This window comes from Trabulsiella guamensis ATCC 49490 (assembly GCF_000734965.1).
GTDB lineage: Bacteria > Pseudomonadota > Gammaproteobacteria > Enterobacterales > Enterobacteriaceae > Trabulsiella > Trabulsiella guamensis.
This window is the reverse complement of the sequence record NZ_JMTB01000114.1, coordinates 13,835-36,278: the sequence shown is the minus strand read 5'-3', so window position 1 is coordinate 36,278 and position 22,444 is coordinate 13,835. Positions and strand designations below refer to the sequence as shown.

17 protein-coding genes are annotated in these 22,444 nt (G+C 52.2%); 10 read left to right on the top strand and 7 right to left on the bottom strand.

From position 1 onward, the window contains the following. Window positions 1–38: 38 nt before the first annotated feature. Together GTGU_RS20115 and fdhD are read right to left on the bottom strand one after the other, a co-directional pair. Complete coding sequence (locus GTGU_RS20115; RefSeq protein WP_038161483.1) at window positions 39–251, bottom strand: YdgH/BhsA/McbA-like domain containing protein; 213 nt, start codon at window positions 249–251, stop codon at window positions 39–41. 128 nt (window positions 252–379) lie between these two features. Then, the gene (gene fdhD / locus GTGU_RS20110) at window positions 380–1,165 is read right to left on the bottom strand and encodes a formate dehydrogenase accessory sulfurtransferase FdhD (RefSeq protein WP_051857394.1); all 786 of its coding nucleotides are present in this window, start codon (window positions 1,163–1,165) and stop codon (window positions 380–382) included. Between the two features lie 213 nt (window positions 1,166–1,378). On the opposite strand from fdhD, the gene fdnG reads away from it, so the two are divergent. The 7 genes from fdnG to fdhE all read left to right on the top strand — a co-directional run bounded on the left by fdnG (window position 1,379) and on the right by fdhE (window position 10,770). Then, window positions 1,379–4,429 carry a formate dehydrogenase-N subunit alpha gene (gene fdnG / locus GTGU_RS20100; protein WP_156964216.1) on the top strand — a complete coding sequence of 1,017 codons (3,051 nt, stop codon included), beginning with the start codon at window positions 1,379–1,381 and terminating at the stop codon, window positions 4,427–4,429. 12 nt (window positions 4,430–4,441) lie between these two features. Beyond that, complete coding sequence (gene fdxH, locus GTGU_RS20095; protein ID WP_038161474.1) at window positions 4,442–5,344, top strand: formate dehydrogenase subunit beta; 903 nt, start codon at window positions 4,442–4,444, stop codon at window positions 5,342–5,344. Beyond that, entirely contained in the window at window positions 5,341–5,976 is a 636-nt protein-coding gene (gene fdoI / locus GTGU_RS20090) for a formate dehydrogenase cytochrome b556 subunit (RefSeq protein ID WP_038161471.1), read from the top strand. Before fdxH ends, fdoI begins: the two co-directional genes overlap by 4 nt. Before the next feature lie 173 nt (window positions 5,977–6,149). Beyond that, window positions 6,150–7,493: a vWA domain-containing protein gene (locus GTGU_RS20085; RefSeq protein ID WP_038161469.1), complete on the top strand. Its 1,344-nt coding sequence runs from the start codon at window positions 6,150–6,152 to the stop codon at window positions 7,491–7,493. 17 nt (window positions 7,494–7,510) lie between these two features. Beyond that, complete coding sequence (locus GTGU_RS20080; protein WP_051857393.1) at window positions 7,511–9,007, top strand: sensor histidine kinase; 1,497 nt, start codon at window positions 7,511–7,513, stop codon at window positions 9,005–9,007. Window positions 9,008–9,011: 4 nt separating this feature from the next. Continuing rightward, on the top strand, window positions 9,012–9,698 hold the full coding sequence (locus GTGU_RS20075; RefSeq protein ID WP_038161466.1) for a response regulator transcription factor: 687 nt from the start codon (window positions 9,012–9,014) through the stop codon (window positions 9,696–9,698). A gap of 142 nt (window positions 9,699–9,840) precedes the next feature. Beyond that, window positions 9,841–10,770, top strand: a complete 930-nt coding sequence (gene fdhE / locus GTGU_RS20070) for a formate dehydrogenase accessory protein FdhE (protein ID WP_038161463.1) — start codon at window positions 9,841–9,843, stop codon at window positions 10,768–10,770. Window positions 10,771–10,890: 120 nt separating this feature from the next. Here the strand turns inward: fdhE and fabY are convergent, their stop codons facing one another. From fabY to yihX, 4 genes are read right to left on the bottom strand one after another with little or no spacing between them, the layout of a single operon-like run. Continuing rightward, the gene (gene fabY, locus GTGU_RS20065; RefSeq protein WP_038161595.1) at window positions 10,891–11,832 is read right to left on the bottom strand and encodes a fatty acid biosynthesis protein FabY; all 942 of its coding nucleotides are present in this window, start codon (window positions 11,830–11,832) and stop codon (window positions 10,891–10,893) included. Between the two features lie 44 nt (window positions 11,833–11,876). Further along, window positions 11,877–12,314, bottom strand: coding sequence for a D-aminoacyl-tRNA deacylase (gene dtd / locus GTGU_RS20060; RefSeq protein WP_038161460.1), 438 nt, complete (start codon window positions 12,312–12,314; stop codon window positions 11,877–11,879). Further along, window positions 12,311–13,183 carry a virulence factor BrkB family protein gene (locus tag GTGU_RS20055; protein ID WP_038161458.1) on the bottom strand — a complete coding sequence of 291 codons (873 nt, stop codon included), beginning with the start codon at window positions 13,181–13,183 and terminating at the stop codon, window positions 12,311–12,313. Before GTGU_RS20055 ends, dtd begins: the two co-directional genes overlap by 4 nt. Continuing rightward, on the bottom strand, window positions 13,177–13,776 hold the full coding sequence (gene yihX, locus GTGU_RS20050) for a glucose-1-phosphatase (protein ID WP_038161455.1): 600 nt from the start codon (window positions 13,774–13,776) through the stop codon (window positions 13,177–13,179). Before yihX ends, GTGU_RS20055 begins: the two co-directional genes overlap by 7 nt. 853 nt (window positions 13,777–14,629) lie before the next feature. Here yihX and GTGU_RS20045 point away from each other — a divergent pair. Together GTGU_RS20045 and GTGU_RS20040 are read left to right on the top strand one after the other, a co-directional pair. Next, window positions 14,630–15,247: a helix-turn-helix transcriptional regulator gene (locus tag GTGU_RS20045; protein WP_038161452.1), complete on the top strand. Its 618-nt coding sequence runs from the start codon at window positions 14,630–14,632 to the stop codon at window positions 15,245–15,247. A gap of 633 nt (window positions 15,248–15,880) precedes the next feature. Continuing rightward, window positions 15,881–18,760, top strand: a complete 2,880-nt coding sequence (locus GTGU_RS20040; protein WP_038161448.1) for an autotransporter outer membrane beta-barrel domain-containing protein — start codon at window positions 15,881–15,883, stop codon at window positions 18,758–18,760. Between the two features lie 71 nt (window positions 18,761–18,831). On the opposite strand, the gene typA is transcribed toward GTGU_RS20040, so the two are convergent. Then, entirely contained in the window at window positions 18,832–20,655 is a 1,824-nt protein-coding gene (gene typA, locus GTGU_RS20035; RefSeq protein WP_038161445.1) for a ribosome-dependent GTPase TypA, read from the bottom strand. A 379-nt stretch (window positions 20,656–21,034) separates the two neighbouring features. Here typA and glnA point away from each other — a divergent pair, with 379 nt between their 5' ends. After that, on the top strand, window positions 21,035–22,444 hold the full coding sequence (gene glnA, locus GTGU_RS20030) for a glutamate--ammonia ligase (protein ID WP_038161443.1): 1,410 nt from the start codon (window positions 21,035–21,037) through the stop codon (window positions 22,442–22,444).

Below are 22,444 nucleotides of genomic sequence, written 5' to 3'. Positions count from 1 at the left end.
AAGCGCCCGGAGGCGCTCTTTCGACAATAATTGTGATTTTATTTGTTCAGTTCAGCCGTCATGTGAACACGGTTGCCGCTGAAGGCTTCAGTGATGGTGTAAGACGATGCACCCGCAGCCTGAGCCTGGGCGGCGATTTTCGCTTCTGCGCCATCAAGCGTTGAGCTGGTTGCCGTCACGTTCTGTGCAGCAAAAGAACCGAAAGTAGTAGCGAGAGCGATAACTGCGACAAAAGTTTTGATGCTTTTCATGATATAAACCCTTCAATTTCGTTATTGAGATAAGGCGCTGTGCCTTGATGTGATAAATAATAGCGCCGGACTCTATCAACGAAAAGCGGAAGGATTTGCTCTCTTTTTTCAAAAAAATTGAATGAATTTTAGCCTGCAATCAGGCGTTGCGGGTGAGTATAAATCGTTGCCCGACCGGGCTTGCAGAAGCCCACCAGCGTCAGATTGCAGCGCTCTGCCACGTCGACCGCCAGCGTGGTTGCGGCGGAAACTGCAAACAGGATCTCCACCCCACACATGGCCGACTTCTGCACCATTTCATAACTGGCGCGGCTGGACACCAGCGCCGCCCCTTGCGACCAGCGTTCCTCTTCCAGCGCCCGGCGTCCGAGGAGTTTGTCCAGAGCAACATGCCGCCCGACATCTTCATGACCGCCCGCCAGCACGCCCGATGGCATCACCCATGCAGCGGCATGCGTGCAACCGGTATGCCTGCCGATCGGTTGCACATCGTTCAGGCGCTCAAGCGCCAGATCGAGATGACGGAGATCGAAAGTCTGGGTAAATGGCAACGGCGAGATGGGTTTGCCAATCTCGTTCAGTTGCTCCACACCGCAGACGCCGCATCCGGTGCGCCCCGCCAGGGCGCGACGATGCGCTTTCAGCCCCATAAACCGGCGACTGGAGAGTTCAATTTGCACCTCCAGACCATTGCAGGCTTGCACCACATCCATCCCGTAAATTTCACTTCGGTTTTCGATAATCCCTTCGGATAATGAAAAACCGAGAGCAAAAAGCTCCAGATCCTTCGGAGAGGCCATCATCACCACATGGGAAATGCCGTTATACACCAGCGCAACCGGAACCTCTTCAGCTAACTCGTCTGGCTGAGAATGTTGCAAATCCTGCCGCTTCCAGAGGGCGATTTGGCGCATCCCCGTGACATCCGTCACACTATTGACTTGTTTTGGATAGATTTTGTTCACTTTGTATTAACCGTATTGGAACAGGTATACCGACAATGTGGTATTCTGGTGCAATTCCCTCCATAGATGAGGGTATTAACTCCAATTCTGTACCTTTGTGGCGTTATCCGCAAAGGCTAATAACTACACGTGACAATGTCTAAAAGAAACAAGGAGCAAACCATGCAGGTCAGCAGAAGGCAGTTCTTTAAGATCTGCGCTGGCGGTATGGCAGGCACCACGGCGGCGGCGCTGGGATTTGCACCCGGCGCAGCACTGGCGGAAACGCGGCAGTACAAGCTGTTGCGCACCCGCGAAACCCGTAATACCTGTACATACTGTTCCGTGGGCTGTGGGCTGTTAATGTATAGCCTCGGCGACGGTGCTAAAAACGCCAAAGCATCCATCTTCCATATTGAAGGGGACCCGGACCATCCGGTAAGTCGTGGTGCGCTCTGTCCGAAAGGCGCCGGGCTGGTTGATTTTATCCACTCCGAAAGTCGTTTGAAGTATCCGGAATATCGCGCTCCGGGTTCTGATAAATGGCAGCAAATTAGCTGGGAAGATGCTTTCGATCGTATCGCTAAACTGATGAAAGCCGATCGCGATGCCAACTTTATCGCGCAAAACGCGGAAGGCACGACGGTTAACCGTTGGCTCTCCACCGGCATGCTGTGTGCGTCCGCATCCAGTAACGAAACCGGCTATTTAACCCAGAAATTTACCCGCGCGCTCGGTATGCTCGCGGTTGATAACCAGGCGCGTGTCTGACACGGACCAACGGTAGCAAGTCTTGCTCCAACATTTGGTCGCGGTGCGATGACCAACCACTGGGTCGACATGAAGAATGCCAACCTGATCGTGGTGATGGGCGGTAACGCCGCCGAAGCGCACCCGGTAGGGTTCCGCTGGGCGATGGAAGCGAAGATCCACAACGGCGCGAAGCTGATTGTGATCGATCCGCGTTTCACGCGTACGGCATCCGTGGCCGATTTCTATACACCGATTCGTTCCGGTACTGACATTGCTTTCCTGTCAGGCGTGTTGCTGTACCTGATCACCAATAACAAAATTAACCGTGAATACGTCGAAGCTTATACCAACGCCAGCCTCATCGTGCGTGAAGACTATGGCTTTGAAGACGGTCTTTTCACCGGCTATGACGCGGATAAACGCAAGTACGATAAAACCAGCTGGAACTACGAGATGGATGAGAACGGTCACGCGAAACGCGACCTGACCTTAAGCCATCCGCGTTGCGTCTGGAATTTACTCAAAGAGCACGTTTCCCGTTATACGCCAGAAATGGTTGAAACCATCTGCGGTACGCCGAAGGCAGATTTCCTGAAAGTATGCGAATACATCGCAGAAACCAGCGCAAAAGATAAAACCGCGTCGTTCCTCTACGCCCTCGGCTGGACGCAACACTCCATCGGTGCGCAGAACATTCGTACGATGGCGATGGTTCAGTTGCTGCTGGGCAACATGGGGATGGCTGGCGGCGGCGTAAACGCCCTGCGCGGTCACTCCAACATTCAGGGCCTGACCGATCTCGGTCTGCTGTCACAGAGCCTGCCGGGTTATATGACCCTGCCGAGCGAAAAACAGACTGACCTGCAGACGTATCTCGCCGCCAACACGCCGAAACCGCTGCTGGAGGGTCAGGTTAACTACTGGGGCAATTACCCGAAATTCTTCGTCTCGATGATGAAGTCGTTCTTCGGCGACAAAGCGACAGCTGAAAACAACTGGGGCTTTGACTGGCTGCCGAAGTGGGACAAAGGCTACGACGTCCTGCAGTATTTCGACATGATGTATAAAGGCCAGGTTAACGGCTACCTCTGCCAGGGCTTTAACCCGGTGGCCTCGTTCCCGAACAAGAACAAGGTGGTTGCGGCACTGTCGAAACTGAAATTCCTGGTGACGATCGATCCGCTCAATACCGAAACGTCAACGTTCTGGCAGAACCACGGCGAATCGAACGATGTTGATCCGTCGAAAATCCAGACTGAAGTGTTCCGCCTGCCATCCACTTGCTTTGCGGAGGAGAACGGTTCTATCGTCAACTCTGGTCGCTGGCTGCAGTGGCACTGGAAAGGCGCGGACGCACCGGGGATCGCCAAAACTGACGGTGAAATCCTCGCGGGCATCTTCCTGCGTCTGCGCAAGATGTATGCCACCGAAGGCGGTCCGGTGCCTGAGCCGGTACTCAATATGACCTGGAACTATTCCACGCCTGACGAACCATCGTCTGAAGAAGTGGCGATGGAGAGCAACGGTAAAGCACTGGCGGATATCACCGACCCGGCAACCGGCGCGGTAATCGTTAAGAAAGGCCAGCAGTTAAGCTCGTTTGCCCAACTGCGTGACGACGGCACCACATCCAGCGGCTGCTGGATCTTCGCTGGCAGCTGGACGCCGAACGGCAACCAGATGGCCAACCGCGATAACGCCGACCCGTCTGGGCTGGGCAATACGCTCGGCTGGGCGTGGGCGTGGCCGCTCAATCGCCGCATCCTGTACAACCGTGCTTCCGCTGACCCGCAGGGCAACCCGTGGGATCCGAAGCGTCAGTTGCTGAAATGGGACGGCGCGAAATGGGGCGGTGTGGATATTGCGGACTACAGCACCGCGGCGCCAGGCAGTGATGTCGGGCCGTTTATCATGCAACCGGAAGGGATGGGTCGTCTGTTCGCCGTGGATAAAATGGCCGAAGGGCCGTTCCCGGAACATTACGAGCCGTTTGAAACGCCGTTAGGTACCAACCCACTGCATCCGAAGGTTATCTCTAACCCGGCGGCCCGTATCTTTAAAGATGATATGGAAGCGCTGGGCAAAGCAGATCAGTTCCCGTACGTCGGTACAACTTACCGTCTGACCGAGCATTTCCACTACTGGACCAAGCACGCGCTGTTGAACGCCATCGCGCAACCGGAGCAGTTTGTGGAAATTGGCGAGAAACTCGCTAACAAGCTTGGCATCAGCCAGGGCGATACCGTGAAAGTCTCCTCCAACCGCGGCTATATCAAGGCCAAAGCGGTGGTGACCAAGCGCATTCGCACGCTGAAGGCAGACGGGAAAGATATCGATACTATCGGCATTCCGATCCACTGGGGCTATGAAGGTGTGGCGAAAAAAGGCTTTATTGCCAATACGCTGACGCCGTTCGTCGGTGATGCGAACACGCAGACGCCGGAGTTCAAGGCCTTCCTCGTGAACGTGGAAAAGGTGTAACGGAGACGACTTATGGCTTATCAATCGCAAGACATTATTCGTCGTTCCGCGACTAACGGTTTCACCCCCGCGCCACAGGCGCGGGATCACCAGCAGGAAGTGGCGAAGCTCATTGACGTCACGACCTGTATCGGCTGTAAAGCCTGTCAGGTGGCCTGTTCGGAATGGAACGACCTGCGTGATGAAGTGGGACACAACGTCGGGGTGTACGATAACCCCGCCGATTTGACCGCCAAATCCTGGACGGTGATGCGCTTCTCGGAAGTGGAGCAAAACGACAAACTGGAATGGCTCATCCGTAAGGATGGCTGCATGCACTGTGCTGATCCGGGCTGTCTGAAAGCCTGCCCGGCTGAAGGCGCTATCATTCAGTACGCTAACGGCATCGTCGATTTCCAGTCCGAGCAGTGCATTGGTTGTGGCTACTGCATCGCCGGTTGCCCGTTCGATGTGCCGCGCCTCAACCCGGAAGACAATCGCGTCTATAAATGTACGCTGTGCGTCGACCGTGTGGTGGTGGGCCAGGAACCGGCCTGCGTGAAAACCTGCCCGACGGGTGCTATCCACTTTGGCTCGAAGGAAGAGATGAAAACCCTCGCCAGCGAGCGTGTGAGCGAGCTGAAAACCCGTGGTTATGACAACGCGGGCCTGTACGATCCGGCGGGTGTTGGTGGTACGCACGTCATGTACGTCCTCCATCACGCTGACAAGCCGAATCTGTACCACGGCCTGCCGGAAAACCCGGCGATCAGCGAAACCGTGAAGTTCTGGAAAGGAGTCTGGAAACCGCTGGCCGCTATCGGCTTTGCGGCCACCTTCGCCGCCAGCATCTTCCACTATGTCGGGGTCGGTCCGAACCGTGCGGAAGAGGAAGATGATAACCTCCACGAAGAGAAAGACGAGGTGCGCAAATGAAAAGACGTGACACCATCGTGCGCTACACGGCGCCGGAGCGTATCAACCACTGGATAACCGCTTTCTGCTTCGTTCTGGCGGCGGTAAGCGGGCTGGGCTTTTTCTTCCCGTCCTTTAACTGGTTGATGCACATTCTCGGTACGCCGCAGCTGGCGCGTATTCTGCATCCGTTCGTTGGCGTGGTGATGTTTGCTTCATTCATCATCATGTTCTTCCGTTACTGGCATCACAACCTGATCAATCGTGACGATATCTTCTGGGCGAAGAATATTCGCAAGATCGTCGTCAACGATGAAGTGGGCGATACCGGACGGTACAACTTCGGTCAGAAATGTGTTTTCTGGGCGGCGATTATCCTGCTGGTGCTGTTACTGGTCAGCGGTGTGATTATCTGGCGTCCGTACTTTGCGCCAGCGTTCTCCATTCCTGTGATCCGATTTGGGTTAATGCTGCATTCATTTGCGGCCGTAGCGCTGATTGTGGTTATCATGGTGCATATCTACGCCGCTCTGTGGGTGAAAGGCACCATTACTGCGATGGTTGAAGGCTGGGTCACCAAAGCGTGGGCAAGAAAACATCACCCCCGCTGGTACCGTGAGGTGCGTGAAAAACAGGATAAAACTATCCCGTAAATTACGTCCCTGAAGTGCATGGCGTGGCGCCGGAGACCGTTGTGTCCGGCGCCATTTTCGTTTCTGGAACACGCTGTTTTGACAATTTTTTGACAACTTTATACAGATAACAGACCAACCGGGCTTCTGAACGCATAAGAATGGATTCGATTCTTTTGACAAGGAGACGTATCGTGAATCTCAAACACCTCTTCACCTTCCTGGCGCTCAGTCTGCAGGTCATGACGACGGGCGCAGGCGCGCAGGAACCCGTCCAGAAAGTGGCGATCAAATCAGAACTGGCCTCTCCCGTAGTGCTGGAAAACTCGCAAGACAAAAACTACCTGAAAGTGTCGCTGGTGGGTTTTCCGCTGAACGCCGGCAAACGCAGCCCTATTAATCTCGCGCTGGTCATTGACCGTTCCGGCTCTATGAGCGGCGATCGTATCGAACAAGCCAAAGAAGCGGCCGTGATGGCGGTGAATACCCTCAGCAGTCAGGACACGCTGTCAGTGGTGATTTATGACGATGTGGTGGATGTCATTGTGCCACCAGCCAAAGTGAGCAATAAAGCAGCACTGATTAGCCAGATCCGCGAACGCGTCACCGCGCGGGGTGGTACCGCATTGTTTGCAGGCGTCAGTCGTGGCATTAAAGAAGCCAGTAAATACCTGAAAAAAGATCAGGTTAACCGCATTATTCTGCTCTCCGACGGGCAGGCGAACGTTGGTCCGTCAACCACCGGTGAGCTGGCAGAACTGGGAAAAATCGCCGCCAGCAAAGGGATTGCTATCACGACGATGGGCATTGGCGATGGCTACAATGAAGATCTGATGGCGGCGATTGCCCAGTACAGCGACGGTAACCATGTTTTCGTACAGAACACGAGCGATCTGGAAAAGGCCTTCGCCCATGAATTCGGCGATGTGATGTCCGTTGTTGCGCAGGATGTGGTCGTCGAAATCAGGATGGCCGATAACGTCAAACCGCTGCGCCTGCTGGGTCGCGAAGGCGAAATTCGCGGCGATACCGTCACCGTGAAACTGAATCAGCTGTACGCAAATCAGGAAAAATACGTGATGCTGGAGGTACTTCCGGCAAAAGGCAGCGCGGCACAGAGCAAGCCGCTGGCCGACGTGAACGTCAGCTATAGCAACCTGGTCACGAAACAGAAAGATCGCTGGGACGAAAAACTGGCGATGCGCTATACCGCCTCGGCCAGTGAAGTCCAGAAAGAACAGGTCGATGAGGTGATTGTGGATTCCGCGATTCAGAAATCGGCGATTGAGAATGAGCGGGCGCTGGAGCTTATCGACGAAGGCAAAATGGATGAGGCGAAAGCGGTCTTGCGTCAGAGTTCCGATGAACTGAATTCCCTGCCCGTCAGCGCACCCGCCGCGAGGATGAAAGCGCAAGCCAGCGCGCAGGAAAACCTCGAAGTACTGGGAAAAATGGAAACCGAAAGCAAAGAAGTGTCTCGTAAGTCGCTGAAAGAGCAGAATTACAACACCAAAAACCAGAAGTCGAAATCGAACTGATCCACAAGGAGTGCCGGATGCTCAGAAACAAGCTGGTATATCTCATCGCTACCGTGATGTTTTTTATTCTGCTTGCTTATCTGGGCATCCGTACGCTGGAGCATGAGGTGCTGTTACGCCATTACCAGACGCAGACCCTTGCTGAAGCGGAGACCGCCCGCGTCGCCGCAGGCATTGAAAATCTCCTGCAACAAAAAGCCTCGCGCCTGCATGCCATCAGCGATTTTATCGATCCTGACGATGCCACGGCCCTTACCGCGCTCAATGATCAGGACAGGGACATTAATGCCGTGTTTACCCTGCGCAAAAACCAACTGCTCTACCCGGATGAACGTCAGCCGTTAAGCAACGAAGAGCGGGAGTGGGTGCGGCAACTGACACCACTGGTTAACGATCCCAGCCTGCTGACCAGCCATATCCCCCATGCGGAGCAGGAAACACCGCAGGCCGGCTGGTTTATCACTCATGAAACCCAGGAGCCGCTGCTGCTCTACTGGCGACAGAAGGGCAATCTGGTCATCGGCTTTCGCCTCTCCTATGTGCAACTGATGATGGACATCGTCAATAGTATTCAGGTCAGCGAGGCACAAGACGACCCGGTTGTGCGCGTAACCGAGAACGGTCGCCAGCTTTATCAGAACAAAGCGGCGCAACTGCAGCAGTTAACAGAACTGGATACCCGCACGCTGGAATACCCGCTGACCACGTGGCAAATCAGCGTTTATGGGGTGAAGGCGCCGCTTTACCACGTCTGGCTGTGGGGCAGTGCATTAATTATTTTGTTACTGGCGGTGGTGGCCCTGCTGGGCTATTCCCTGTGGCGGGAATATACCCGCTCCGCCCGCCAGGCGCGCCAGCAGGTGGATTTTGTCAGCCAGGTGTCGCATGAGCTGAAAACCCCCCTGACCAACATCACGCTGTATGCCGAACTGTTGCGAGAAGGGTTGGACGATGAGCAAACGCACGAGCAACGCTATCTGGATGTCATCACCCAGGAAGGGCAGCGCTTATCACGGCTTATCCAGAACATCCTGACCTTTACGCGAGCACCCAAAACACATTTGCAGACGGTAGATATCCCCCGCCTGATGGCAGAGATCACCCATATCTTTACTCCGGCCTTCCACGCCAGGGGAATGGTAATTGAAATGACCTGTCCGCCAGATATCACACTGCATACCGATCGCGACGCCATTACGCAAATTGTCAGTAACTTCCTGAGCAATGCCGAAAAATATGCCGCGCTGGGCAAGCGAGTGGATATTAACGTGCAGACATTAACGGACCGCGTCGAAATCGCCGTTCGTGATTATGGGCCGGGTATCGCGGAAAAAGAGATGAAGATGATTTTCCGCCCGTTCTACCGGGTAAAATCGTCAATTACCGAAGGGGTTTCTGGCACCGGCATCGGACTGACCATCGCCTCACAACTGGCGCAACGCCTGCATGGGGAGATACGCGTCACGCAGGAAAACCCCGGTGTCCGTTTTACGCTGACCTTACCGCAAGGATGACATAATGAAGATATTAATTGCGGAAGATGATACTAACATTCGCCAGGGCCTGGTGGATGCGCTGTCGCGCGAAGGCTATACCCTTGTTGCCGCGCCTGACGGGCGAGCGGCGCTGGAGAGTTATCATCGCGACAAGCCGGATTTTGTCCTGCTGGATATCATGATGCCCGAAATGGACGGTTATTCGGTCTGCCGGGAAATACGCCGCCACGACGAACACATTCCGATTGTATTTCTCTCCGCCAAAGATGAAGAGATCGACCGCGTTGTGGGGCTGGAACTGGGCGCGGATGATTACATCAGCAAACCGTTTGGTATTCATGAGTTGCGGGCGCGAATTAAAACCATTGCCCGGCGATGCCTGAGTCATAACGCCAGCCAGCCCAACATTAGCTTTCCTTTCGGCGATTTAACCGTTTACCCCAACGAACTTTGTGCGTGGCGTGGCGAGCAAAAACTGGAACTGACGCTGCGGGAAGTGCATATCCTGAGCTGTCTGCAACGGCATAAAAATCAGGTGGTAACGCGCGACATGTTATTTGACGCCGCCTGGGGCTACGATTACTTGCCTAACAGTCGCACACTCGATCAGCATATTTCCCGGTTACGTAAAGTGATAGAAGTGGATGCTAATCACCCCCAGCTAATCCGAACGGTGCATGGTCTGGGATACCGTTATCAGGTATCGTGAGCACGCATTGAGATGCATTGGGTATCTCCTGCAGACCGATTGCGGTTATCATTATGACATTCACCTGGCCAGGCCTGCGATCCCTGGCTTGCCAAATCACCAGGCGGATTTTGTCAATTCGCCGAAACCAGGAAGTGACTGAATGAGCATTCGCATCATCCCGCAAGATGAGCTGGAGAAGAGCGAGAAACGCGCAGCGGAAGCAATTCCGCCCTTATTATTCCCCAGACTGAAAAATCTTTATAACCGTCGTGCCGAGCGTCTGCGCGAGCTGGCGGAAAATAACCCGTTGGGCGATTTCCTGCGCTTTGCGGCACTCATCGCTCACGCCCAGGAAGTGGTACTTTACGATCATCCGCTGCAAATGGATTTAACCGCGCGAATCAAAGAAGCCGCTGCTCAGGGCAAACCACCGCTGGATATTCATGTTCTGCCCCGTGACAAACACTGGCATACGCTGCTGCACTCGATGATTGCCGAGCTGAAGCCCGAGATGAGCGGTCAGGCGCTGGCGGTGATTGAAAACCTCGAAAAAGCCTCTGAACAAGAGCTGGAGCAGATGGCGAGCGCGTTGTTTGCCTCTGACTTTGCGTCAGTCAGCAGCGATAAAGCCCCGTTCATCTGGGCCGCGCTGTCACTCTACTGGGCGCAAATGGCCAGTCTTATTCCCGGCAAAGCGCGCGCAGAGTATGGCGAAGCACGCCAGTATTGCCCGGTCTGCGGTTCGATGCCGGTTTCCAGCATGGTGCAAATTGGGACGACGCAAGGTCTGCGCTACCTGCACTGCAACCTGTGTGAAACCGAGTGGCATGTGGTACGCGTGAAATGCAGCAACTGTGAACAGAGCCGTGAATTGCATTACTGGTCACTGGATAACGAGCAGGCGGCGGTAAAAGCGGAAAGCTGCGGCGACTGCGGGACGTACCTGAAGATCCTGTATCAGGAAAAAGACCCGAATGTCGAAGCGGTCGCGGACGATCTCGCCTCGCTGGTGCTGGACGCACGTATGGAGCAGGAAGGCTTTGCCCGCAGCTCCATCAATCCGTTCCTGTTCCCGGGAGAAGGGGAATAATCGCCATTGTGTTTGCCGGGCGGCGCAGCGTTGCCCGGCTAAAGCTGATAAGGCGTCACAACGCCTGCGTTCTGCATAATAAAATGTGCTTCTGCGAGGCGCTTTTCAGAATCCCGCCAGTCACTCCTCTTCGTTACCGCCCTCTTCCAGCGGCCCAAAGGGTTTAGCGGGCAGCACGATGTAAATCCCTTCAAAGACAGCACCGAGTTTGTCGTCTCCGTACATCTCCACCTGCAACTGAACGCGCGCTTTGCGACCACGTGCCAGACGGTCGAGATCACCGCTCAGGGAGCCGAGATCGGCAATCGACATCGGGCGACCGCTGATCGGCTGGCTGTAACGGATATGTGCATCGGCCAGAATGATGGTGCCGCCGAGGTGGCGCTCGCGCAGCATCAGCCAGATGAGCCCCCAGCCCGTCAGCGTGGCGAGAGAGAACAGACTACCGGCAAAGAGCGTGTGGTGCGGATTCTGATTGCCGGTTTCCGGCATGGTGGTGATAAATTTCTGCCCGGTGTACTGTTGAATGCGCACCCCCATTTTCTCGCTGAGCGGAATGTGTTGATACCACGCCTGCTGCAACTGCCCGCACCAGTCGCCGCGATGCAAAATGTCATCCAGCGTGGCGACGGGTTTAATCATTAAAAAGTGGCGAACTGGTGTGGTTTGCGGCGTCGTGATCTCTCCCTGATTAACAAAACCGAGCTTGGCGAAAAACGGAACCGCATCTTCCCTTGCGCTACAGGTCACGCGCTTCACCCCTTCCTGACGGGCAACCGATTCCAGCGTCATCGCCATCAGCGTGCCCAGGCCTTTATCCTGTACGGAAGGATGCACAGCCATAAAACGGATCGATGCTTCGTTATCCGCGTTAATGTAGACGCGCCCGACAGCGACCAGTTTTCCATCTTCATCAACAACCATCTGGTGATGCGCCATCGCATCCCAGGCGTCTCGTTCTGAGCCTTTAGGTTGATGCAACGGCTTACGCAGCATTTCCCAGCGGAACTGGTAGTAGCTTTCTAATTCTTCTTCTGTTTGCGGTACACGAAGGTGATACATAGCGGCACTCTCTTTAGCGGCCCGCGACCAGCCAGCAAGCTGGCTCATATCTGCAACCAGAACGTCACGGGACCATCGTTGACCAGCGAAACCTGCATATCCGCAGCGAATCGCCCGGTTTGCGTATTCATTTCCTGCTGGCGACAGCGCGCCACAAAATACTCATACAGGGCTTCTGCACGCTCCGGCGAAGCGCCTTTTGAAAAGCCCGGACGCATCCCGCGTTCTGTATCGGCAGCCAGCGTAAACTGAGATACAACCAGCACGCTGCCCCCCGCCTGTTGTACGTTTAAATTCATTTTACCGTCCGCATCGCTGAAAATGCGGTATCCCAGGACGCGCTCACATAAGCGGTTCGCTTTCTGCTCATCGTCCTCTTTTTCGACACCGAGCAGTACCAAAAGTCCTGGGCCGATTTCACCCGTCACTTCATCCTCCACGGTGACGCTGGCACGGGTTACGCGTTGAATTAATGCGATCATGGTTCTTCTGCTTCTTGTTGTTCTGCGGCTAATTTAAGTTTGCGGTACTCACCGAGAGTGACAGTAATTTCTGCACCAAGCAAGACGATACACCACGTCCAGTACACCCAGACAAAGAGGATCGGCACAACGGCAAGCACGCCATAAATCAGCTGATATGAGGGAAACATCGTGATGTAGAGGGCAAACCCTTTCTTTCCCAGCTCAAACAGGAGCGCCGCGACAAACGCTCCTACAATCGCATCACGATTGGGGACGCGCGTAGTCGGAACGACACTGTAGAGCAGCCAGAAAGCCAGCCACGAAAGAATTAACGGGAAAATCCGCAGGACATCATCAATCACGCTGTTGAAATCGCTGGCCCAGCGCAGTGACAGTAAATAGGAGCTGATGGCAAGACTGGCACCAGCCAGCAGCGGGCCGAGCGTTAATATCATCCAGTAAATGGCGAACGAATAGACGCGAGGGCGCACGCGCGTGCTGCGCCAGATGACATTAAGGGCGCTATCAATGGAATACATCAACAACAGAGAAGTGACGATCAAACCACAGGCGCCGACTGCCGTCATTTTACTGGAGTTCGCGACAAACTGTTCGATATAGCGCTGGATGACATCCCCTGTCGTCGGCAGGAAATTGGCAAAAATGAAATGCCGCAACTGTATGCTGACGTCTGAGAACATAGGAAACGCTGCGAACAATGCGAAAACCACCGCGACGAGCGGTACCAGCGAAAGCAAAGAGACATAAGCGAGGTTCCCCGCCAGTGTCGTCATGTTATCTTCATCAATACGATGCCAGAGCAGCCTGAGCCATGCGGTCAGCGGCCCCATTCGTGCTTTGGCTTTTTGATGAACGGTTTTTAGCATAGCTGTTTCGCAAAGTAGTGCGGAATGGTCTCTTTGTCAGTCACCAGGATGGTTGTGATACCAAGCTGATCAGCCCCTTCTATATTATCGGCATTGTCATCAAAAAAGACCGCATCGGCAGCCGCATAACCCTCCAGTTCCAGGACTTTTTGATAGATCCGCGCTTCGGGCTTGCGCATTCCCATTTCCTGGGAGAGATAAATGTGGTCTGCCGCCTGGCGAACTTCCGGATATTCATCCGGCCAGAACGTGGTATGTAGCCGGTTGGTGTTGGACAGCACCACCACACGGTGCCCCTGCTCGCGCAGCTTATGCATAATCTCTATCACTTCTGGTCGTAACGCGACAAAGATCGCCTGCCAGCCATGGGAAAACTGTTCATAGCTGAGCGGCAAGTCCATCTCGAGACATAATTTCTCAGCAAATACCTCATCACTGATTTCACCGCGTTCATGCTGGTGAAATGCCTCACCCATCGTAAATTTCTGTTTGATCGTTGCCAGCGGAACACGCGTGAAATCGCTCCATGCCCCCATAACCCGGTTGAAGTCGATATTGACAATCACGTTTCCTAAATCAAAGATATAGAGCATTTTTGTCCCCTTTCACGCCGTCGAAGATTAACTGTAGCGGGAAAGAGAGGGTTTGACTACGCACCACCCGGTCCTGAGAAAAATTTTACTTACCAGCAATAAACGCTCAGGCAGCCCCGTCCAGATTTTACCGGTAACAAGGTTCTGATGGGTGAATAAACGTGAATCTTGCGGGAATTCTCGCAATACGTATCTGTTTAGTAAAATTGATGGGTTACCCCATCTGCCTGCCTCGTTTCAGCGCATAAAAATGATGCAACGCTTTTCCTTTATTTCCATAATTATGTGAAAAAAAAGTACACCTCAGCGCGAAATAAACATTGTTGTTACATGATAATTCATATGAGCATTTAAGATCACTGTTTATATCACCCATTAATTTCGATTTAAGAAATTAAATAAACTCCTTTTAATACAATAAGTTATATGTGAAATAGCACATTTAAAATTTATTTCATGTTTAATAATAAGAATTCATTACAGCTTTTTATTTTTTAAATTTATATTGATTGCCGACACGAAGCAGGCCAACACCAGAACATGACGTATGTCTCAGTCCTGTCGCTGCTTCCGGCAATATTTTTAGCAATAAGTGCTATTGCCCAACCCCATCAAAATTGGGCAATTGTGTATAAAATTCCTGGACGAGAGGTAAAAAATCCGCCATTAAAGACAGGTAATAACCTATTAAAACATAGTATACCGCTTCGCATTTAAGAAGTGGCATAAGAATTTATTTCGTTAGTGATTACAATCCGTAATTAACCATCGTGCGAATAAAATGTTTCCGCATTGACACATTTATTTGCCAATGAAATATTTGAAATCTAAGAAACGACAGGAGTCGCTTTGAATGATGAAAAAGTCGAATCAAACTGTTCGCTGTATTAGTTGTGAATTGTCCTGTCAATTATATCCCGATAATACAGTTCGATCACATTATTGCAGCAATGCAACATTTTCTATTTGGCCAGAGGGCAATAACTTCCTGAAGTCGGGAGTTATTGGTAAATTATTACTTGAGAATCAAAATCATTTATCCAGTGGTTTTGTTTTTGTCGATTTTTCGTTTCCCAATCTACGCTATTTTGCCGATCAGGAGTGGGTCGACCATCTGGCAGAGACAGGGATGCACATTGTTATTATTGCTGATAAAAGTCTGATGCCGCTTGCGAACTACTGGCTGACGAAGAGTAATAAAATTCAGGGGATAATCTATGCTGATGATGATGAGTTCATCCAACAGCAAAAGATTCGTCGCCTGTTTACCGGACGACTTGCTAACACCAAGCGTGGGCGTACGCTCAACTTTGCTGAGTTTACGTTGCTCAAACGCTTTATGTCTGGCGCAAGCATCCAGCAGATCATCAGGATTGATAATATCGATGTGAAGAAAGTGTATGTCCATAAACTTCGTCTCGAACAGAAGCTGGGGCACAGCATCCATAAAATCATCTCTCATGTCCTGTAGGGGGCCTGTATCACATACTCCCCTTCAGTGCCCGGATAGCGCCTGAGTAATCCTTTACTCAGGCGCTATCCCTCTGAGGCTTTTAGCAAATAGTGCTATGTTAAGCTTTATTTACTATTCAGAATTCATAGAAGATATTCCTGAATATGGAAATAAATTCTTATTCATTTTTAAAGGAGAGTAGATAAAACATAAGTATATTCCCACTACGAAGAGAAATAATAAGAATTTATATCAGTGCAAACATTTAGCTTTGCTGCTCTTGTGCGAAACATTTATTAAGCATATTGACACATTCAGTAACCAATGAAATATTGCACTTAAGAAACTAAGTAAATCACTTATGATGATTTACATCAGTTTTTTATAAAGACAGTACGATAAGGATTAATTATATTCCGCCAGGGATGTAGCAACAACCACGGCAGGTTATTAATCCTCTGATTTTTATTAGCATTTTAAAATCCTCCTACGTGATCCGTCGCTATCACGCAGGTAAGTATTTACTTAATAAACCAGGACACCAAATTCAACGAGCAACGTTTACCTGATTCGATTACCGCTAATTAAGCAACTGGAATACCACATCTTTTCGACGTGGTAAAACCCTACATTGGAAGGCTAGAGGTAATTATGCCGTATCCTAAGAAATATTCTCGAATTGCTGTTGCAGTCTCAACAGCGCTTGCGTCTATGGTTTTTTCTGCGCAGGCGTCATATATAGATTTTGACAGTTTACCGGCCACCGGGCTGGTAACCGATTTACCCGCTGAGATTCAGGCTCTGATCCCAGCGGGCGCAAATTCGTCGTTTGCAAAAAACACATCAACTCCTAACTATGTCTATAAATGGGACACGGGGCCAATTACGGTTTATGGCGATGGTCTGACGCTGAATGGCCCGGGGATGGAAGCTTTTGAACACACCGTCATGGTACTTCAGAACTCTTCATCGGGAAGTCCAGGCGTGATTTTTGGTGATGATCTGACCATCAAAACCCAGTCCAAAAACCCTGCAAACAACGGTACAGACGTTGATGGTATCCGTACGCATGGTGCAAACACACCAAACAATCCGGTATTTATTATTACCGGTGATCGGACTCAGATTTTTGTGGATGGTCAATCCGGCGACGGTATCAACGCAGGTTATAACTCACTGAGCCAGGGCTGGATTGGATCAGCAAATATTTATGTCGGCAATGATTTATATATAAAAACGACAGGTTTTCAGGGGCGAGGTATCACTGCGAACGCAATGAGAGATGCCAGCCAGGCAAAAAACCAGATCGTCGTCGGTGATCGTGCACACATTGTCACCACAGGAGGTAGTGCTGAAGGTATTCGAACAGGGCAGAGCGGCTCTTCTGTTCTCCTGGGCGACACTGCAATTATTGAAACGACGGGGGATTCCTCACACGCACTTTATGCGGCATCATCTTCAAAGATCAACCTTGGAAACGATGCAAAAATCACGACCATAGGTTCGAGTGCGTCTGCGGTTTACTCAGCCAGCTCGTCTATTGTTTCTCTCGGAGACAACGCGACATTATCCGTTGACGGTGCCAGCTCACACGGGGTTTATGCTTACACAGCAACGGCGAATATCGGGAACAACGCAAATATCACTGTGAATAGCACGACGAAAGCAAGCGGCTTTGCCACCAAATCCCCGTCAGGGTTATATGCCATTTCCCGCGGCAAGATTAACCTGGCCGGCGGCGCAGCGATCACCATGGCAGGCACCAATAGCGATCAAGTCTACGCTATGAACGCAGAAACCGGTGGGGTGATTGATGCCTCAACCGGGGGCCGCTTCACCATCGACGGCGACCTTTTAGCCAATGGCGGTGTTGCTGCCAGCGGTACAACCCCTGCACAGGACAGTACCATTACACTGAATATGATGGACGGCTCTCTGTGGAACGGGGCTTCCTATATTGCCACTACCACAGCCGGGACCGGGGTGATTGATCTCTCTATGACCAACGCCACCTGGAACATGACGGACAGCTCCACCGTGACCAACCTGACGCTCAACGACGGCAGTACGGTGAACTTCCAGCATGCAGAGGATAGTACGACCTGGCAGACACTGACGGTTAATAAGGACTTTGTCGGTAACGGCGGTACAGTTCGCTTTAATACGGTGCTGTTTGACGACTCGTCGAATACTGACCTGATGCACGTACTGGGCAACACCTCCGGTAATGCAAAAGTCGCTGTGGAAAACATCGGCGGTACCGGCTCGCAAACCGTTGAAGGGATCAAGATTATACAGGTTGATGGTTCCTCTGACGGCGTATTCGCCAAAGCGGGTCGTATCGTTGCCGGTGCTTATGACTATGATGTGGTGAAAAAAGGCAATGATTGGTTCCTGACCAGTGCGCTGACGCCAGATGATCCGATTCCACCGGAGCCACCGGTACCGCCAGAGCCACCGGTACCACCTGAACCACCGGTACCACCTGAACCACCAGTACCACCAGTACCACCAGTACCGCCAGTACCACCTGCACCACCAGTGGAGCCGGAAGGTCCGCGTCAGGTTCGTCCGGAAGGGGGCAGCTATCTGGCCAACAACTACGCGGCGAATACGCTGTTTATGACCCGACTGCATGATCGCCTGGGTGAAACCCAGTATACCGATGTGCTGACTGGCGAAGAAAAAGTCACCAGCATGTGGATGCGTAACGTTGGTAACCATAACCGCTTTAAAGACAGCAGCGGCACATTAACCACCCGAAGCAACAGCTATGTCCTGCAGATTGGGGGCGACCTGGCGCAGTGGAGTACCAACGGTCTCGACCGCTGGCATCTGGGGGCAATGGCAGGCTACGCGAACAGCTCTAACCACACGAAGTCGAAACTGAATGGTTACGCTTCACGTGGTGAAGTGTCAGGTTATAGCGTCGGGCTGTACGGCACCTGGTATGCCAACGAAGCAGATAAAACCGGCGCCTATGTGGATACCTGGGCACTGTACAACTGGTTTAATAACAAAGTCACCGGTCAGGACAGACCGACCGAAGAGTATGACTCCAGTGGTCTGAGTGCCTCTGTTGAAGCCGGTTACAGCTTCCGGGTTGGTGAAAGCGAAAACTTCAGCTACTGGATCCAACCGAAAGCACAGTTGGTATGGATGGACGTGCAGGCTGACGATCATCGTGAGAAAAACGGTACCCGCATTAAGGACGAAACCGACGGCAATCTGATGACACGTCTGGGAGTCAGAGCACAGATGAACAGCAAGCAGCCGGAAGGCGTTGAAAATGCACGTGGCTTCCAGCCGTTCATTGAAGCGAACTGGATCCACAACACGCAGGATCAAAGCGTGCGGATGGACGATGTCAGCGTCGATATGCGTGGTGCGAAAAACATCGGTGAGCTGAAAATCGGTGTGGAAGGTCAGATTACACCGCGTCTGACGATGTGGGGCAACGTTGCTCAACAGGTCGGTGAGAAGAGCTACAGCAATACCCAGGGCATGTTGGGCATTAAATACAGCTTCTGATAATCGCGATACCGCTAAAAGAAAACCCCAGGTCACATTGGCCTGGGGTTTTTTATTTGAGCGCGTTTTAATTACTCTTCTTTCGCGCCACGGTTAGCACGGCGACGATCGTTTTCCGTCAGATGACGCTTACGAATACGGATAGACGTCGGGGTGACTTCGACCAGTTCGTCATCATCAATGAACTCCAGCGCCTGTTCGAGCGTCATTTTAACCGGCGGAACCAGCACGGTGGCTTCATCCGTCCCTGACGCACGCATGTTGGTCAGTTTCTTACCGGTCAGGCAGTTAACTGTCAGGTCGTTAGAACGGCTGTGAATACCGATGATCTGGCCTTCATACACTTCGGCACCATGGCCAAGGAACAGCTTACCGCGATCCTGCAGACCGAACAGCGCAAACGCAACCGCTTTACCCTGACCGTTGGAGATCAGCACGCCGTTCTGACGCTGGCCAACATCGCCCGCACGAATATCATCGTAGTGGCTGAAGGTGGAGTACAGCAGACCGGTACCAGAAGTCATAGTCATGAATTCAGAGCGGAAGCCGATCAGGCCACGGCTTGGGATCACGTAGTCGAGACGTACGCGGCCTTTGCCATCCGGATTCATGTTTTTAAGATCGCCTTTACGCTCGCCGAGCGCCTGCATCACAGAACCCTGATGCTGCTCTTCCACGTCCAGCGTGACGTTTTCGAACGGTTCCTGACGACGGCCATCAATTTCGCGGAAGATAACTTTCGGACGGGAAACCGCCAGTTCGAATCCTTCACGACGCATGTTTTCAATCAGAACAGACAGGTGCAGTTCACCACGGCCAGAAACACGGAACGCATCGGCGTCTTCGGTTTCTTCAACGCGCAGCGCCACGTTGTGCACCAGTTCTTTGTTCAGACGGTCCAGAATCTGACGGGACGTGACGTATTTACCTTCTTTACCGCAGAACGGCGAGGTGTTTACGCAGAAGAACATAGAAACGGTTGGCTCATCAACGGACAGCGCCGGCAGTGCTTCAACCGCCTGTGTGTCGCAGATGGTGTCAGAGATGTTCAGTTCGCCAAGACCGGTGATCGCGATGATATCGCCCGCTTCCGCAACGTCGGTTTCGATACGTTCCAGGCCCAGATGGCCCAGTACTTTACCGACTTTACCGTTACGAGTTTTGCCTTCGCTATCAATGATGGTGACCTGCTGGTTCGGCTTCACTTTACCGCGCTTAATACGACCGATGCCGATAACACCCACATAATTGTTGTAATCAAGCTGGGAGATCTGCATCTGGAACGGACCGTCAAGGTCAACGTTCGGCGACGGTACGTGATCGACAATCGCCTGATACAGTGGGGTCATGTCTTCAGCCATGTCTTCGTGATCCAGACCGGCAATACCGTTCAGCGCAGAGGCGTAAACGATAGGGAAGTCCAGCTGCTCGTCGGTGGCGTCGAGGTTGACGAACAGGTCAAACACCTGATCCACAACCCAGTCAGGACGCGCGCCAGGACGGTCAACTTTGTTAATAACAACGATAGGCTTCAGGCCATGGGCAAAGGCTTTTTTGGTCACGAAGCGCGTTTGCGGCATCGGGCCGTCAAAAGCGTCAACCACCAGCAGCACAGAGTCAACCATGGACATTACACGCTCAACCTCACCTCCGAAGTCGGCGTGCCCAGGAGTATCAACGATGTTGATACGGTAATCATTCCATTTGATTGCAGTGTTTTTCGCGAGGATGGTAATCCCACGCTCTTTCTCCAAATCGTTGGAGTCCATCACACGCTCTTGTGTCTCAGCACGTTCGTCGAACGTACCAGATTGCTGCAGCAGCTTGTCAACCAGGGTCGTTTTACCATGGTCAACGTGCGCAATGATGGCGATGTTACGCAGATTTTCGATCACAACTTTGCCTCAGGCATTAGAAATAGCGCGTTATTGTACACGTATTAATCGAAGGACTAAACAGGATCACAAACATCCTCCGCAAACAAGTATTACAGAGTTGCTTTGTGATCGCTTTCACGGTGTAGGAAAAGGGCTTTAAAACGTAAATTGCACCAATATGGTGCTTAATGTTCACATTGAAGCACTATACTGGTGCAATCCAACTGCCATGGTGCAACCCTTTTGCACTATGGTGCGCATGATACAGCCTTTTGGGGGGTATTTAAAAGTTGGCACAGTTTTCGCTTTGATATTTTTACGGCAACAACGCCATTTAGACGCAGTGTTATGTAGTTCGTTACCACGACGACAATGACCAATCCGGGAGAGTTTAAGTATGTCCGCTGAACATGTATTGACGATGCTGAATGAGCATGAAGTGAAGTTTGTCGATCTGCGCTTCACCGATACCAAAGGTAAAGAACAGCACGTCACCATTCCGGCTCATCAGGTAAATGCTGAATTCTTCGAAGAAGGCAAAATGTTTGATGGCTCCTCGATTGGCGGCTGGAAAGGCATTAACGAATCAGACATGGTGCTGATGCCTGACCACACCACTGCTGTCATTGACCCGTTCTACGAAGAACCGACACTGATCATCCGTTGCGATATACTCGAACCTGGCACACTGCAGGGTTACGATCGCGACCCGCGTTCCATCGCCAAGCGCGCTGAAGAGTACCTGCGCTCCACGGGCATCGCTGACACCGTCCTGTTCGGGCCAGAGCCAGAATTCTTCCTGTTTGACGACGTTCGCTTCGGCAGCTCCATCTCCGGTTCTCATGTGTCTATCGATGACATCGAAGGTGCCTGGAACTCCTCCACCAAATATGAAGGTGGTAACAAAGGTCACCGTCCTGGCGTGAAAGGCGGTTACTTCCCGGTTCCGCCGGTAGACTCTTCACAGGACATCCGTTCCACCATGTGTATGGTGATGGAAGAGATGGGCCTGGTCGTTGAAGCACACCACCACGAAGTGGCGACCGCAGGTCAGAACGAAGTGGCGACCCGCTTCAACACCATGACCAAAAAAGCGGACGAAATTCAGATCTACAAATACGTTGTGCACAACGTCGCACACCGTTTCGGCAAAACCGCGACCTTCATGCCAAAACCGATGTTTGGCGATAACGGCTCCGGTATGCACTGCCACATGTCACTGGCCAAAAATGGCACCAACCTGTTCTCTGGCGACAAATACGCAGGCCTGTCTGAAACCGCGCTGTACTACATCGGCGGTGTGATCAAACACGCGAAAGCGATTAACGCCCTGTCTAACCCGACCACCAACTCTTATAAGCGTCTGGTCCCGGGTTATGAAGCACCCGTTATGCTGGCTTATTCCGCACGTAACCGTTCCGCATCCATCCGTATTCCGGTGGTTGCCAGCCCGAAAGCGCGTCGTATCGAAGTGCGTTTCCCGGATCCAGCAGCGAACCCGTACCTGTGCTTCGCAGCACTGCTGATGGCAGGCCTTGACGGTATCAAGAACAAAATCCATCCGGGCGAAGCCATGGATAAAAACCTGTATGACCTGCCGCCGGAAGAAGCGAAAGAGATCCCACAGGTTGCTGGCTCGCTGGAAGAAGCATTGAACGAACTGAACGCAGACCGTGAGTTCCTGACAGCAGGCGGCGTGTTCACCGATGAAGCAATCGATGCCTACATTGCGCTGCGTCTGGAAGAGAACGACCGCGTTCGCATGACACCGCACCCGGTTGAGTTTGAGCTGTATTACAGCGTTTAA